Genomic DNA, 15,525 nt, shown 5'->3' with positions numbered 1-15,525 from the left:
TGCCCAAAATTTCATCGACATTAGGACTTTTTTAAAGGCATAAAAAAGCCCCACCTAAAGTGGGGCAAAACTTCCATCGCTTATAGTTATAGTGATAATTCTGTCGATCTATTCGATTATCTAACCTGCGTATCAGTTAGCGTACTGGTTTTGCTAAAAGGCCAAACACAGCACTTGAATAATCAATTAACCAAAGTCACCGTTTACGTAACCTTTAGTACGATCATCTTTTGGTTCGCTGAAGATAACACTTGTTTCGTTGTGCTCTACAAGCTCTCCCATTAGGAAGAAAGCAGTACGGTCTGAAATACGACGCGCTTGCTGCATTGAGTGCGTTACGATAACGATAGTGAAGTCTTTCTTCAGATCTTCCATCAATTCTTCAATCTTGTGTGTCGCGATTGGGTCTAGAGCCGATGTTGGTTCATCCATTAGGATTACATCCGGTTCCATTGCAATGGTACGAGCGATACATAGACGCTGTTGCTGACCACCAGACAAACCAAATGCGTGTGCTTTAAGACGGTCTTTTACTTCGTCCCAAAGTGCCGCACTGCGCAGTGAGCTTTCTACTACTTCATCAATGTGCTTCTTGTCTTTGATACCTTGAGCACGCAAGCCGTAAGCCACGTTCTCGTAGATGCTCATTGGGAATGGGTTTGGCTTTTGGAATACCATGCCTACGCGGATACGTAGGTCAGCGACATCGATATTACCGTAGATGTCAGTGCCATCCATATCCAGCTTACCCTTAATCGTAACGCCTTCAATTAGGTCATTCATGCGGTTCAAACAACGTAGTAGTGTCGATTTACCACAACCCGATGGGCCAATCAGTGCCGTAACCTGACGAGTTGGAATTGGCAGGTTGATAGATTTAAGCGCTTGGTTTTCGCCGTAAAACAGATCTAGGTTCTCAATATCAAATTTGTTCATTTTCATAATCTCTAAATTCTTAAATTCGTGTCTAGCTTGATGCTTTCTTTATCACGGAGGCTCTTTTTATTGTGGAGCCAGCTAATCAGCTTAGTAAGTTGCCGTGTTGAAGCGTCTTGCAATCAGTTTTGTAACCATGTTGATCAAGAGAACCAATACGATTAGGACTGTCGCGGTGCCGTAGGCTTGGTTCCACTCATCGATAGTAAATAGCTCTGTTGTCAGCTTATATAGGTGAACCGTTAGTGTACGGCCAGAATCGAATACTGATTCAGGAACACGTGCCACCATACCTGCTGTTAAAAATACAGGTGCTGATTCGCCAATTACACGACCAATACTAAGAATGACCGAAGTTAAGATACCTGGCATTGCGCTTGGTAAGATCAAACGCCAGATAGTGTAGATTTTTGAAGCGCCAAGGCCGTATGAGCCTTCACGGTAAGTTTGTGGTACTGCCATCAATGCTTCTTCTGTAGTACGAATAATTACAGGAAGAATCAAGATACTTAGCGTTAATGCACCCGATAGAATCGAGAAGCCAAGACCAAGAATCGAAACAAAGAAGGTCATACCGAACAGACCAAAGATAATCGATGGGATACCAGCGAGCGACTCAGTACAGAATCGAATCACTTTCACCAATCGGCTACCTACTTTCGCATATTCTGTTAGGTAGATTGCCGTCATGATGCCTAGTGGTGCTGCAACGGCAATCGATGCAATTACCATGTAGATCGTGGCGATGATCATTGGGAAAATACCACGCTCTTCACCCGTACGAGTGTAATCGTCAGTGATGAAGTTCCAATCTACGTATTGCAGACCGTTCGATAGGATGTACCAAATAATCCAGAATAAGAAACCAACGGTTACAGCGGCTGCTGCCCAGATAAAACCTTTCAGGATGTTATCTTTGGTTTGACGTGCTTGTTTTAGTTTTACGAGATCCATATTACTTATCCTCGCCTACTTCGATTTTTCACGGTTAAGATAAAGTAGAGCACCATTTAACATCATGATGAACACTAGAAGTACAACACCTGTTGCGTACAATGCGTTAGCGTGAACGCCACTTGCGTAAGACATTTCAATAGCAATGTTTGCTGTTAGCGTACGAGCCGAGTCCAAAATACCTTCTGGCATTGCTGGCGCGTTACCCATAACCATGATGATTGCCATCGTTTCGCCAAGTGCGCGACCGATACCCAAAATCACACCAGTCATAATGCCTGAACGTGCCGCAGGAACGAGTAGCTTAAAAATCGTGTAGATTTTCGAAGCACCCAGTGCAAGTGAACCTTCTTTGTACGTACGAGGTACAGCACGAATCGAAGTTTCAGAAACCGTGATAACGGTAGGAAGAATCATGATACCCAGAACAATGATACCTGCCAGGATAGTGTTACCCGCTGGTACTTGGAAAATGTTCTGAATCATTGGAACGATGATTACCAGACCGAAGAAGCCGTAAACTACCGACGGGATACCCGCTAGAAGCTCAACTGCTGGTCGAATAATATCTGCAAGACGCTTTGGAGCAATCTCGGCAATAAAAATAGCGGTTAATACACCTACTGGTACACCAACAACTACAGCGCCTAGTGTCGAAACAATCGATGCAACAATCATAGTTGCAACACCGAATAGAGCTGGAGGTAACCAGTCAACCCCCAGAACGATGCCAGAAACACCAGCCTCTTGGAATGCAGGGATACTCTCTGCAACAATAAAGTAAGCGATAACGGCTAGTGATACGATGCCAATTACAGCACTCGATAAGAACAAGCCGTGGAAAATTCTTTCTCTCCAGTCAATGCGCTTTTTAGCACGTAGACGCGGCTTATTGATTTGAGTCGCTTCAGTATTCATAAGCTTTTCACTATTTGCGATGGTCATAAATAAAATCTCAAACTTTGTGGCTCAAAAAGAACTCGAAATAGACAAAGTTGAAAGAAAAGGCTCAGCCTAAACAGGCTGAGCAATAATTAAAAGTGAGTCAGTTAAAATTAGTTAACTGTGATGTAGCCTTTCTTATCAGCGATAGCTTGAGCTTCATCTGCAACCATCCAGTCTAGGAATTGTTGAGTTTCAGCTGATGGTGCGCCATCTTTGTAAAGTACTAGGAAAGGACGAGCAACTTTGTAAGAACCGTTCTTAACGTTATCTACAGTCGCAGCAGCGCCGTCGATAGTTAGAGCTTGAACAGATTCATCAACGGTACCTAGAGAGATAAAGCCGATAGCGTATGGGTTGTTTGCTACAGAAACTTTAAGTGCGCCGTTACCGTTTGCAACTTGTGCACGTTGAGAGATAGCCGATACTTTCTTATCGCCAATCTTTTTCTTAAGCTTCATGATGTCTTCGAATGCACCACGTGTACCAGATGCAGTATCACGAGTGATTGCTACGATTGGCTTGTCAGCACCGCCAACATCTTTCCAGTTAGTGATGTCGCCTTTGTAGATTGAAGTGATTTGCTCAGCAGTTAGAGCAGATACTTCGTTGTTCGGGTTAACAACAACTGCGATACCGTCACGAGCGATAACTAGCTCTTTCAGGTCAGCTGATTTTTCTTCTTCTTTTAGGTCACGAGAAGAGATACCAAGGTCAGCACTTCCATTTTTTGCTGCTTTGATGCCTGCAGAAGAACCTGGTGCTTGAATTTCGATGAACACTGGTTCGCCTTTATTCATGTAGGTTTCTGCAAAAACTTCAACCAGTGGAGAAGCACTGTTAGAGCCAACTACAGAGATAGTTTCTTTAGCTGAAGCTGTATTCACTGTTAGAGCGCCTAGTAGTGCGATTGCACCGATAACTGTCTTTTTCATCACAAATTTCCTTTAGTGGCGTTATTGCCGTTATGTTTTGCTTGAACGAGGCCTACTTTAGAATCCGAATGTGACAGTTGTGTTTCACTAAATTGAAGCCTATATGACAACTGCAATTTATTTTCTTGGTTTTCCCTTACTAAATAGCATTGAGCTAATAGAACGAGTGAATTCATAGGCGAAAAGTATTAATTGCAACGTCTTCAAACCAAAACGCTTAATATCTCACCACCCCTTGTCATTACTGACTACCAGCCTCTTACCTGTATTAAATTACCCACTTTATTTAAGGGCAAAACCTTGTTTGTACAATAAATATTCAATATTTATCAAATACCTATCGCATATATCAAAATCGAATCTATTACTGATTGAATTGTCATTCTCAGAAGTTAGAATCACCTGCTAATTACAATAATAACAATTGCTTCTGCTCATTTACTTATTCAAAGAGGGACAATACATGCGCCAACTTCTCAGTGGCTTATCTATAAAAATACAAATTCTCATTCCAGTACTCTTTTCTGTCGTACTACTTTTGACGGGTGTCATCATCGGTGGTGACAAACTGGAAAACGCTTTTAAAGATGTATCAACAGCAACCGATCAACTCATCCTACATAAAGAAGAACTCAGCGAAATCGTCGACAACAGCTATGGCATGCGCATCAAAGCGATCTACAGCCTATTCAATGCTGATGATGTAAAGACACTGGTTGCAACGCTCAATGAAAAGCGTGACCAGAATACTCGTTTACTGAATTCATTAGACACAGTGCCAGGTATGCAAGATGAAGTAGCCGCGATGAGCAAAGCGATGAATCACTATGTCGACTTTTCTCGAACTACTATGCTTCCTCTATTAAAAGCAAAGCATGGCGATACTGCGCTATCTTCTGATTTTGAGGCTCGCTACCAAGTTGCCATCGATCAATACCGTCACGCGGGTAATGACATGGTGCAAGCAATCAACACGCTGTCTAAAAAGCTGAACCTGCTTGCGACTCAAGAAGTCGACATCAATGGTCAGCAACACACCAGTACACTGAATACAGCGACCATTGCCCTACTCGTGATTCTTTCAATTGCATTAATCATCAGTTGGACGCTTGCTGGCATCATTGTTAAGCCGCTGAGTAATATCCAAGAAACCATGCGCGAAGTAGCCAAAGGTAACCTACTGGTTAAAGCGGAAGAGTATGGCGATAACGAGATTTCACGTCTTGCACAAGACGTAAACAAATCCGTTGAGCAACTGCGTGACACGGTAAGTTCATTGTCTCGAATCAGTATCGAAGTCGCTTCTGCATCTACGGAACTGGCTGCGGTAATGACACAATCAAGCGCTAACTCAGACCAAGAGAAGCAAGAAGTGGAACAAGTTGCTTCTGCCGTGAACCAGTTAGAAAGCACAGCAGCAAACGTGAACGAGAACGCAGTACAAGCTGATTCGGCGTCTAAACAAGCTGACGAAATGGCGACACACAGCATGAGCTTGTTTAATGAGAGCAACCAAGCTAATGAGCAAATGGCGGTTCAACTGAGCGAAGCAGCTAACGTTGTCGGCACCCTGAAAGAGCATTCCGAACAGATTGGTAAAGTGATTGAGGTGATTCAAAGCATCTCTGAACAAACCAACCTGCTTGCGCTTAACGCGGCAATTGAAGCGGCACGTGCGGGGGAAAGTGGCCGTGGTTTCGCGGTTGTTGCTGATGAAGTTCGTATGCTGGCAGCACGCACTCAAGACTCAACCAAAGAGATCCAAACCATTATTGAAGGTTTGCAGGTTCAATCTGGCAACGCTAACGAGAGCATGAGCAGCTCACTAGCAATGATAGAGCACAACCAAACTCTGACAGCGGAAGTAAGCACGGCCCTTTCAGGCATTGCTAACTCGGTAACAGATATGACGGAGATTAACACTCAGGTAGCCTCTGCAGCAGAAGAGCAAAGCCAAGTAACCTCAGACATCAACCGTAATATCTCAAACATCTACAGCTTAGTAAGCCAAAACGTAACCGGTATCACTCAAGCCGCAGCAGCAAGCCACGAGCTATCTAACCTCGCTGAGCAACAAAAGCAGCAGTTGGACTATTTTAAAGTATAAGTGCAAGGTTTTGGCTTTAAGGTGCAAGCTTTAAGGCTTAGGTTTTGAGTTATAAAGCCCAAGGTGTAACTCCTCCATACACATAAAACCAGTCACTCGTGACTGGTTTTTTATTTTAAATCGAGACTTTCTTGGCATAGAAGACCTACTCGCCAAGATCTTCGTCCCAAATCCTTTCTATCGCTTCTACTCTTCTAATCTGCTTTGAAGGAAAGTGTGCGACCCTAAGATCAGCGATCGTTTCTTGTTGTTCTACCTGTGACAGCGCAGCATCGTTGAGGATGTCATTTCGTTCTACTTGGTAAACTTCCAAGGCATCTTCAAACTCGGCTCTTTGTTGGTCGAGCGCTTCAAGCCTTTGCGCAGCTTCTTCGCCAACAAGTTCATTTCGCTTTAAATATTTATCTTGCTGTTCAAGCCCCTCGGAGCTTGATAGCTGTTGAAGCAAAACCTGATTTTGATGGCTCGTTTGAACGTAATCTGGCTGCTCAGATAGATAAGACTCAAGCCTTTGCTGATATTCTGACTCGTCTAACCCTTCTTGTTTCAGAAGTAACTTTTCTAAAGCGACTTCTCTCATGCGATTGTCATGAGTAAACAGAATACTTATCTCGCTCTGGCTAAAGAATCGGGCCTGGAGATCGACTAGCGCTTGATTAAGTGCGTGTAAATCTCCGGCTGAGATTGATGTCGTGTCGAACTGAACGTCCAACGCGGTCAGTGCCGATTTATATTCAAGGTATTTGGCAAACAGTGCTTCATCGACAACGGCACTTTGTGATTGATCGTGATGTTTTGCCACGTTGTCACGAATATCTTCGAGAGTTAGCTCTGTATTGCCTGAGACGAAATATTCCATCATGTCTTTAGCTGATGCATTATCGATTTCGGTATCTTGTTGAGAGGTTGCCTTCAAAGAGGAGGCGCTGTGTTCTATTTTTTTGTTTGAATTTAGCTCGTCTGTCTTAACAGGAAAAAAGGTTGGATACAAAAAGACCACCGCTGCACTCATCAGGGCTATCGTGGTTATCGAAAAAATGGCGGTCTTTTTCATTATGTGTTCCTTAAGGTCTTAATAAATAGGTAGGCAACCTAAAGGCCGGCCAGCTTCAATCGATTCGCGTGTTGACGATAGAGCGTCACAGGATCGGTCTCAAAGAGATGGTGAATGCCCAGTAATCCATTAATTTCGTCTAGGTGATTCATTTTATAATCGTCACCAATCACTTTGCCCAAGTGTGCGCTGCACGCCCCCACTAGCCCATCATTCGGTTCATTGAAGGCTAAGCCAAGAATTGTCATTGCTCCGTCGGTAGGATCAAGAAGGTTGGTAAAAGTGGATGACCCTGTCCAGGAGTAGTAATAAACGCCGTTACCTGCTTGCCATTCACCATCACCGCACTCAGACGTTGGAACGCCTTCAGGGTAAAACTGATTGAATACAAGCGAACCTTCTGTAGTCAGAGCTTCAAGAGATGCGAGACCGTCTTGGTCAAGATCCGTTCCACCAGATAACAGATTGATGAGCGTAGTCAATCCACCAGCAAGTTTGACCGCAATCCCTTCCGTGGCTGAACCTTCAGGTACAGTGCCACGAACTAAATCGGCCACCTTAGAGCCTTTATGAACGCCACCAATACTTGTCACTGATGCAACCAGATCTGGACGAACTGATGCCACATAGCGTGCTGTCGGTCCACCATGGCTGTGCCCAACCAGATTCACCTTACTCGCTCCGGTTGCCGCTAAAAGTGTTTCAACTTGAGCCAGTAACTGTTCGCCACGAACTTCAGAGCTGTTGGTCGCAGAAACCTGAGCGACGTATACGCTCGCGCCATCTTTTGTCAGCGATTCCGGTACGCCATAGAAATAGTCGACGCCTGCTAATGTATCGAAACCAAACAAGCCATGTACCAACACAATAGGATATTTGGTTTCAGTGTATCCGCTGACTTCTAGTGCCGATGCGCTCGTTCCTGCATAGGCACCAAAACTAGATAGACAAGCTATCGTCCAAATTAATATCTTTTTCAATGCTCTTTCCTTAAACAGATTAGACCTCCGATGAGCAAAAGAACCGTAGTTGATGATTTTATAAAGCAGAAAGTAACGACTCGATATTTGTGAGATCGAACTGGAATTAAACAGTAGTGATTAACATCAACACAAACAGAACAAGACTTAAAGCCAAGGCATTAACTAATTGATTAAATTAACATTTAAATTAATCACATGAACTCGTACTTTCAATAAACTCACTAAAATATCAGCCTCATATTCGCAAAATTCAAAAGCACGATGGAAAACGTTCAAGCGTTTAAACCGTTATTTATCAACCATAAACCCGTTGGAAATTTGATATTTATACCAGTAATGACACTCCAATAGTTTGAATGTATTGACGTAAATTATTAATTTTATGTATAGGTCGTACCAGTGATTTAGTTATTCACTTATCAACAAGCAACAACGTTTCCATTGGCTTACCTCAAAATAAAAAAAGAGAACACAATGATAAAAAATACGGCTTTAATACTCGCGTTAACCATGCCTTTTGGTGCTTATGCCGCTGAAGACCCAATACCAACACCTGAATCGATAACATCCGCTCAAGTGCTTAGTACGCAAGGCTCAGAAACTTACTCTTACGTTCGATGTTGGTATCGAACCGATGCGTCGCATGACTCTGCAGCTACCGATTGGAAATGGGCTGAAAGAGAAAACGGGGACTATTACACGATAAAAGGATATTGGTGGTCTTCCGTTTCATTCAAAAACATGTTCTACAGCGATGCCCCGCAATCTGAAATCAAACAGCGCTGTGAAGAAACGCTCGACATCCAGCATGACGTCGCTGACATCACCTATTTTGCCGCAAACAATCGCTTCTCTTACAACCATTCAATCTGGACCAACGATAACGTAGTTCAAGCCAATACCATTAATCGTATTGTTACTTTTGGTGATAGCCTTTCTGATACTGGGAATCTATTTAACGGCTCTCAATGGGTTTTCCCCAATGCGAATTCATGGTTTCTGGGGCACTTCTCAAACGGTTTGGTTTGGACGGAATATTTAGCTAAAGCCAAAGACGTTCCACTTTATAACTGGGCTGTTGGCGGTGCGGCAGGCACTAACCAATATGTCGCGCTGACAGGTGTCTATGACCAAGTCACTTCCTACTTAACCTACATGAAAGTCGCTAAAAACTATCGTCCTGAAAACTCCCTGTTTACGCTCGAGTTTGGGCTCAATGACTTTATGAATTACGATCGAGAAGTCGCCGATGTGAAAGCCGATTTCAGCAGCGCTCTTATCCGACTAACCGAATCTGGTGCGAACCATATCTTACTCTTCACATTGCCCGATGCGACAAAAGCACCACAATTCAAATATTCAACCGAGCAAGAGATCATCAAAGTCCGAGGAAAGATCTTAGAGTTCAACCAGTTCATTAAAGCACAAGCTGAGTATTACCAAAGCATGGGGAAAAACGTGGTGTTGTTCGATGCGAGTTCATTGTTCGCTAGCATTACTGATAATCCTGAACAACATGGCTTTAGAAATGCGAGTGACGCTTGTCTTGATCTCAATAGAAGCTCAGCCGCTGACTATTTGCGAAGCCACAGCTTAACCAATGACTGTGCCACCTATGGTTCAGACAGCTATGTATTCTGGGGCGTGACACACCCAACCACTGCTACTCATAAATACATTGCCGACCACATCTTGTCGTATTCGTTCTCGACGTTCGATTTCTAGATATATATCGAAAACTATTGGCTTAGCCAAGGTCGAGATACAAAAAAACCGCCTAATATTGGCGGTTTTTATTTATGTCATTTTTACCAGCAAACACTTTAAAACTGCTGGTGATTACTCGTCGTCCACTTTTGGTGCGACTTTCTTCTTAGGGATAAACACGGTATCACCCACGGCCACATTTTGGTGGAAGCTCTTATCGCGCTTAACTGGTTTCTTCGGCGTTTTCTTCGCTTGAGTGTTGGTCTTCTTCTTAGCAGGACCGCCTTTAGCAAACGCAGGTTTACGTGGCTTAATGCCTTTAAATTTACCTTTTAGGCCTTCAAGTACAGAGAAGGTCAAATCTTGTTGAAGGTAAAGCTCAACACGCTTGAAGCTGTCCCAATCTTTTGGACCAACCAAAGAAATCGCATCACCTTTGTTACCCGCACGGCCAGTACGACCAACACGGTGCACGTACTCTTCCGTATGCTTAGGCATATCAAAGTTGATAACGTGGCTTACGTTTGGAATATCAATACCACGTGAAGCAACATCGGTAGTTACCAAGATCTTGTAAACCGCACGCTCGAACTGGCTCATAATAGCATTACGTTGTGTTTGGTTTAGGTTGCCACTCAGTGCTACCGCTTTAAGTTTCTTCTCGTTCAACTTATCTGTTAAACGGTCAGTATCAGCGCGTGTTGCTGTGAAGATCATTACCTGACGGTATTCAGCTTCTTCCAGTACACGGTCTAAAATCGCTTCTTTGTGATCTAGGTGATCACATAAGTAGAATTTTTGAGTGATATCTAAGTGTTGCTCGTTAGAAACACCAACAGAAATACGCTTAGGTGCATCTAGCATTTCATTAGCAATGCCGTTTACTTCAGCGTGATCAAGCGTTGCAGAGAACATCAACGTTTGACGACGACGGTGTTTAGCTGCATTGGCAATGCGACGAAGCTCTGGAGCGAAACCCAGATCAAGCATACGGTCCGCTTCATCAAGGATTAGCGTTTCAACACCATCTAGAAACAATGAACGATGTTCTAAGTGGTCAGCAAGACGGCCTGGAGTCGCAACGATAAAACGAGGGTACTTACGCAGTGCTTTAACTTGGTCGTTAAAGTTCTCGCCACCCAAGATAAGCGCCGCTTCGTAAGACAAACCACCTAGCATGCTACGTAATTCACCGTAAACTTGCTTAGCCAGCTCACGAGTAGGAGCCAAAATTACACCACGAGGATCACGAGCAGAAAACGCTTTGGTTTTTAATGCTTTGTGAATCATTGGCAACACAAACGCCAATGTTTTACCTGAACCCGTTTTTGATGAAGCCAATAGATCCTTACCGGCAATAGCAACAGGGATCGCTTTCGATTGGATCTCTGTCGCTTTCTTAAAGTCGTAATGTTTTAAGTTCTTCAGTAAGCGATTATCTAAGCCTAAATCTTTAAAGTGCAAAGGACTCTCCAGTCATGATGGTATTGAATAAAATTAATTTAACGCGACATGATACCGCGAAAGTACTTTATAAGGATAGAGATCACATTAAATTTATCTCTTTATCTGTCGTTAGCTAGAACATTCTATGTATTGCTAACAAAGGGATGGCTGCGCTAAACCTCTTAAAATCGGAGGTCAAATCTCCCATCTCATAAATGAGACAGATCGTGATACTGAGCTAATTAGCTCAAAAATTTAGCAATTTCTTTAGTTATTGTTTTTGCAGTTAAAAAATTAGTCGCTACAATCATTATTGAAGCGACTATATGATAAAGAATGTATAGCGCATCTTTTGATGATAAATAAGCAAGGAGTTCTTATGAATAAGACGTTAATCGCAGCTGCAGCCTCAGTTTTCATTTTAGCCGGTTGTTCTTCAGAGCCAGAAGAAGCTGCAGTGTCAGAAATGGATCAACTAACTAACCAAGTCGCTCAACTAACAAGCGAAGTTGAAGCACTTAAGAGTGACAAAGCAGCTGCTGAAATGAAGGCTCAAGAAGCAGAAGCAGCCGCAATGGCAGCGAAAGAAGAAGCGGACCGTGCTAACGACCGTATCGACAACATTGCAGAGTCTTACACGAAGTAGTTGAGATATAAGCGCTACTAGCTTTAGATCAAATAAGTCGTAAAAGTAAAAAGCAGTAATTAGATAGGCACCACCTCTTGACGGAAGTGGTGCTTTTATTTGGAATAAAGAAAATGAAGATAAGGGAGAGAGGAAAGCCATAACGCTTTCCCAAAAACTATCGAATTAAAACTCAATCACAGGTGGTGCGATCTCAACAGGCACACCGTTTTGCGCAAAGATAACCGCTTTCGCTTTTGAGTTAGGAAGATCAGCGTCTTCAAGCCACCATTTCAATTCAACCGGAATTTTTAGAGACTTCTTAGAACCGTCGCTTCTCGTCAATGGTTCGTGCGCTTCAACAAACACACTTCTATCCGGTTCGAGCGACACTTTAATCGGCTCATTAATGATCGTGACTTGTTCACCACGATTCACTTGTTCGAATAGCCATTCAATATCCTTAGGCTCCATTCGGATACAGCCAGAGCTTACTCGCAAACCTATTCCAAAATCTTTGTTGGTACCGTGGATCAAATAATCCCCAGCGCCATAAGCCAGTCGCATTGCGTATTCGCCCAGTGGGTTTTCAGGCCCGGCTGGCACCACTCTCGGTAATTCGATACCTTTCTCTAAATACTCATCACGGATCGACTTAGGCGGCGTCCAAGTAGGATTAGGTCTCTTTTGACTTATCTTAGTGATCATTTCTGGCGTATCGCGCCCAACTCGACCAATCCCGACAGGGAACACATGCACCTGATTCTTCTCAGGCTCAAAGTAATACAGCCTTAATTCGGCAAGGTTAATGACAATGCCTTTTCTTGGGGTATCCGGCAGAATTAAACGGCTAGGAATACTTAACACGTAGCCTTCAGCAGGAAGAAAAGGATCAACGCCCTTATTTGCCGCCATTAAAGAGAGAAAGCCAATATCGTACTGCTTTGCAATAATCGCTAAAGTTTCACCTGCTGCGACTTCGTGTTGCTGTATTCTGCCTACAATGCGACTTTCCGCTGGAGGCAACTCAAACGTAGCAGCATACACCCACGATGAAGTCATCCCTCCAGCAATTAAAGCGGTTCGCACAGCACGCGAAGCGATCTTACGTAATCGAGTTTTCATAGCATGTAAAGGCGTCGAGCTAGCACAATACGACATACAATTCCTTGGTTTGTCTTTTATCAAAGTTTAGATTATCGCTGATTAAACGTCGCGACAACGGTTAGTTACCGCTAAATTCATATCCCTTTCTCTCTCAATAGACCTTCCCTTCTGCTGATACAAAGCGATTTACCCACACAAAATCGATTGCCTTTAAGGTTTCAACACATTTGGTTATCAATAACAATAAAACACTATGGGTAGACCCATTTTGTGACAGGTATCTCATGGAGCCTCGTTTTAACTCGCTAATATTGCCTCAACAAAACGAATTCAATTCAACAGAATCGGTAATTGATTAAATTCTGTTCCTATAATTACCGTTTAAACTTTGGAGAACGACCATGGCTACACCTCATATTAATGCTCAAGCTGGTGATTTCGCAGAAACAGTACTTATGCCAGGCGACCCGCTTCGCGCAAAATACATTGCTGAAACATTCCTTGATGACGTGAAGCAAGTTTGTGACGTTCGCAATATGTTTGGCTACACAGGCACTTACAAAGGTAAGAAAGTTTCTGTAATGGGCCACGGTATGGGTATCCCATCATGCTGCATCTACGTACACGAGCTAATCGCTGAGTACGGTGTGAAAAACGTTATTCGTGTAGGTAGCTGTGGCGCAGTACGTGACGACGTTAAACTAATGGACGTTGTTATCGGTATGGGTGCTTCTACTGACTCAAAAGTAAACCGCATTCGTTTCAACAACCACGACTTCGCTGCTATCGCTGATTTCGGTCTTCTAGAAGAAGCAGTAAACCAAGCTCGTGCACAAGAAGTTCCAGTTAAAGTTGGTAACGTATTCTCTGCAGACCTTTTCTACACTCCAGAAGCTGACCTTTTCGAAAAAATGGAAAAACTAGGCATCCTAGGTGTTGATATGGAAGCAGCTGGTATCTACGGCGTTGCTGCAGACCTTGGTGCTAAAGCACTGACTATCCTAACAGTATCTGACCACATCATCCGTGGCGAGAAACTAAGCTCTGAAGAGCGTCAAAAGTCTTTCAACGACATGATGAAAGTTGCTCTAGAGACAGCAATCAACATCTAACGATTTGATAAAAGATACATTGAAAAGCGTTACCCCGCAGCCAAGCTCACTTGGCTGCTCAAATAATCCCGAGGGGGAGATCGTGTCTAACGACAAGCTGCCAAAAGATGCGGATGGTTTGCAACTCAACTTTTGTAAAACATTGGCGTGTGACAACTTTGGCTTGAGCGATGCAAAACGGTATGTTTTGCAACACGCTAACCCTAAGCGTCCAGCGATGGTTTGTCGTGAATGTGGAGCTTTCCCCCCCTTACTTAACAATCGTGAAGTGTTAAGCGAACTTCATCGCCTAAGACAACTTCACAGCGATGGGCTCCCTGCCTGTCGTAATGATGATTGCGGTAACTTCGGCTTATCGGTTCATACCCACAAACATCTTTATCATGCCTTCGGTTACAGTGGCGACAGGCAGCGTTATCGATGCAAAGACTGCCAATCAACCTTCGTTGATAAATGGTCTGGATCCAATAAAAAACTCCAGTTTCAAGAGAACCTCATGGGCTTATTGTTCATGGGCTATTCCGTACGTGAAATCTGCAGAAAATTAGAGATCAACCCGAAAACTTTCTATGACCATGTTGACCATATCGCCAGCCGATGCCGTCGCAAATTAGCGATGATCGATGCACGATGGGTTAATCATGCCAAAGACTATCAATTCGCTTCCCATTATCAGCGTTTACAACCACAGAGTAACAACGGTGTGGTTTGGATAGCGACCGGTGAAGCTCATTCTGGCTATATCCTTTGCCAGCATGTTAATTACTCACAAAATGAAGACCCATCAGGGAATGTAGATCACAACCCTTATGATGATGTGGCGCGCTTTGTATCCAAAGAGCACTCTTCAGAAGCGAACCTTGAGCTTCCTCAACCGTCAGACAAACTAAAAGAGCGTATTGAACAGCAATATCAAGTGATTCTGGCAAGAGGGAATGTTGAAGACCCTATGGGGAATCTCACGACATTTAGCTACCCTTCAAAAGGGGCGCTCATTCGACCGCCTTATACGTCTTATGCTCACTTCCTGCATGTGCTTGATATGTGTGATGAGAACAAGCACGTTGCGATCTATATGCCACAAGATCCATTACTAAGATCTGCCGCTTTAAGCGTATGTTTGCCGCGCATTCAGAGTCAAAATATTGACCTTATGTATGTAGAGGAAGATTCAGGCTGGCAAGACGATCAAAGTTTTGAAAAGATCGACATCGTTCATATGAGTTGGTGGCGAGATCGTTGGGCTATTGCTAACCAAGGTGATAATCAGAAAGGCATCTGCTACCTAACGGGTAACAATCCAGAACCAAAACAGTGGTTTAACACGGCCTCAATTCAACAAACTAAGTTCTATCAACAGCGCTTTCAGCTGTTATTTGATAGCTTCATCAATGAGCCCAGACGTAAACTTCGTCCTGGGGGCATTCTTCCATTGCTCGACATATTTAGAGCTTGGCACAATCTGTGCTACCAAGATAAGCAAGGGCTCACGGCAGCGCAACGCTTGGGCGTAGCAGAGCAGCCATTAACTCTAAAGCAACTACTTTCATAGCAACAAAGCCTCTAGATAATTATTCGGGAACTCATTGATTTTAAAGCAACAACATGAGGTAACAC

The 15,525-nt window shown here is 43.4% G+C and carries 13 protein-coding genes; 5 read left to right on the top strand and 8 right to left on the bottom strand.

Features of this window, described 5'->3' with window-relative positions; all coding sequences use genetic code 11:
* Nucleotides 1-186 precede the first annotated feature (186 nt).
* The 4 genes from pstB to L1D22_RS15010 form a co-directional block, all read right to left on the bottom strand.
* Nucleotides 187-936 (bottom strand): phosphate ABC transporter ATP-binding protein PstB, encoded by a 750-nt coding sequence (gene pstB / locus L1D22_RS15025; protein ID WP_239830391.1) that lies wholly within the window; start codon nt 934-936, stop codon nt 187-189.
* Nucleotides 937-1,026: 90 nt separating this feature from the next.
* Nucleotides 1,027-1,890, bottom strand: coding sequence for a phosphate ABC transporter permease PstA (pstA, locus tag L1D22_RS15020; protein ID WP_017632259.1), 864 nt, complete (start codon nt 1,888-1,890; stop codon nt 1,027-1,029).
* A 15-nt stretch (nt 1,891-1,905) separates the two neighbouring features.
* Nucleotides 1,906-2,835, bottom strand: a complete 930-nt coding sequence (gene pstC / locus L1D22_RS15015; RefSeq protein WP_239830390.1) for a phosphate ABC transporter permease subunit PstC — start codon at nt 2,833-2,835, stop codon at nt 1,906-1,908.
* Nucleotides 2,836-2,945: 110 nt separating this feature from the next.
* Nucleotides 2,946-3,767, bottom strand: coding sequence for a phosphate ABC transporter substrate-binding protein (locus L1D22_RS15010; protein WP_239830389.1), 822 nt, complete (start codon nt 3,765-3,767; stop codon nt 2,946-2,948).
* A 463-nt stretch (nt 3,768-4,230) separates the two neighbouring features.
* Between L1D22_RS15010 and L1D22_RS15005 the strand changes: the two genes are divergently transcribed.
* Nucleotides 4,231-5,874, top strand: a complete 1,644-nt coding sequence (locus L1D22_RS15005) for a methyl-accepting chemotaxis protein (RefSeq protein ID WP_239830388.1) — start codon at nt 4,231-4,233, stop codon at nt 5,872-5,874.
* Between the two features lie 145 nt (nt 5,875-6,019).
* Here L1D22_RS15005 and L1D22_RS15000 read toward each other — a convergent pair whose 3' ends face one another.
* Together L1D22_RS15000 and L1D22_RS14995 are read right to left on the bottom strand one after the other, a co-directional pair.
* Nucleotides 6,020-6,928, bottom strand: a complete 909-nt coding sequence (locus tag L1D22_RS15000) for a lipase secretion chaperone (RefSeq protein WP_239830387.1) — start codon at nt 6,926-6,928, stop codon at nt 6,020-6,022.
* 38 nt (nt 6,929-6,966) lie between these two features.
* Complete coding sequence (locus L1D22_RS14995) at nt 6,967-7,908, bottom strand: triacylglycerol lipase (protein WP_239830386.1); 942 nt, start codon at nt 7,906-7,908, stop codon at nt 6,967-6,969.
* 480 nt (nt 7,909-8,388) lie between these two features.
* On the opposite strand from L1D22_RS14995, the gene L1D22_RS14990 reads away from it, so the two are divergent.
* Nucleotides 8,389-9,636, top strand: a complete 1,248-nt coding sequence (locus tag L1D22_RS14990; protein ID WP_345772812.1) for an SGNH/GDSL hydrolase family protein — start codon at nt 8,389-8,391, stop codon at nt 9,634-9,636.
* Between the two features lie 114 nt (nt 9,637-9,750).
* On the opposite strand, the gene L1D22_RS14985 is transcribed toward L1D22_RS14990, so the two are convergent.
* Nucleotides 9,751-11,082, bottom strand: coding sequence for a DEAD/DEAH box helicase (locus L1D22_RS14985; RefSeq protein WP_239830384.1), 1,332 nt, complete (start codon nt 11,080-11,082; stop codon nt 9,751-9,753).
* A 361-nt stretch (nt 11,083-11,443) separates the two neighbouring features.
* On the opposite strand from L1D22_RS14985, the gene L1D22_RS14980 reads away from it, so the two are divergent.
* Complete coding sequence (locus L1D22_RS14980; RefSeq protein WP_017064250.1) at nt 11,444-11,710, top strand: Lpp/OprI family alanine-zipper lipoprotein; 267 nt, start codon at nt 11,444-11,446, stop codon at nt 11,708-11,710.
* 165 nt (nt 11,711-11,875) lie between these two features.
* On the opposite strand, the gene L1D22_RS14975 is transcribed toward L1D22_RS14980, so the two are convergent.
* On the bottom strand, nt 11,876-12,850 hold the full coding sequence (locus L1D22_RS14975) for a L,D-transpeptidase family protein (protein ID WP_239830383.1): 975 nt from the start codon (nt 12,848-12,850) through the stop codon (nt 11,876-11,878).
* A gap of 347 nt (nt 12,851-13,197) precedes the next feature.
* Here L1D22_RS14975 and deoD point away from each other — a divergent pair, with 347 nt between their 5' ends.
* Nucleotides 13,198-13,908, top strand: a complete 711-nt coding sequence (gene deoD, locus L1D22_RS14970) for a purine-nucleoside phosphorylase (RefSeq protein ID WP_048661021.1) — start codon at nt 13,198-13,200, stop codon at nt 13,906-13,908.
* 82 nt (nt 13,909-13,990) lie between these two features.
* The gene (locus tag L1D22_RS14965; RefSeq protein ID WP_239830382.1) at nt 13,991-15,460 is read left to right on the top strand and encodes a lactate dehydrogenase; all 1,470 of its coding nucleotides are present in this window, start codon (nt 13,991-13,993) and stop codon (nt 15,458-15,460) included.
* The last annotated feature ends 65 nt before the right edge of the window (nt 15,461-15,525 follow it).

The organism is Vibrio sp. Isolate34, from assembly GCF_022397915.1.
GTDB lineage: Bacteria > Pseudomonadota > Gammaproteobacteria > Enterobacterales > Vibrionaceae > Vibrio.
Note: the sequence above shows the minus strand (reverse complement) of the source record. Positions and strands in the feature narration are given on the sequence as shown.

Coding starts and splice junctions, on each gene's coding strand:
- pstB (WP_239830391.1), bottom strand. CDS start 936: ATGAACAAATTTGATATTGAGAACCTAGATCTGTTTTACGGCGAAAAC.
- pstA (WP_017632259.1), bottom strand. CDS start 1,890: ATGGATCTCGTAAAACTAAAACAAGCACGTCAAACCAAAGATAACATC.
- pstC (WP_239830390.1), bottom strand. CDS start 2,835: ATGACCATCGCAAATAGTGAAAAGCTTATGAATACTGAAGCGACTCAA.
- L1D22_RS15010 (WP_239830389.1), bottom strand. CDS start 3,767: ATGAAAAAGACAGTTATCGGTGCAATCGCACTACTAGGCGCTCTAACA.
- L1D22_RS15005 (WP_239830388.1), top strand. CDS start 4,231: ATGCGCCAACTTCTCAGTGGCTTATCTATAAAAATACAAATTCTCATT.
- L1D22_RS15000 (WP_239830387.1), bottom strand. CDS start 6,928: ATGAAAAAGACCGCCATTTTTTCGATAACCACGATAGCCCTGATGAGT.
- L1D22_RS14980 (WP_017064250.1), top strand. CDS start 11,444: ATGAATAAGACGTTAATCGCAGCTGCAGCCTCAGTTTTCATTTTAGCC.
- L1D22_RS14975 (WP_239830383.1), bottom strand. CDS start 12,850: ATGTCGTATTGTGCTAGCTCGACGCCTTTACATGCTATGAAAACTCGA.
- deoD (WP_048661021.1), top strand. CDS start 13,198: ATGGCTACACCTCATATTAATGCTCAAGCTGGTGATTTCGCAGAAACA.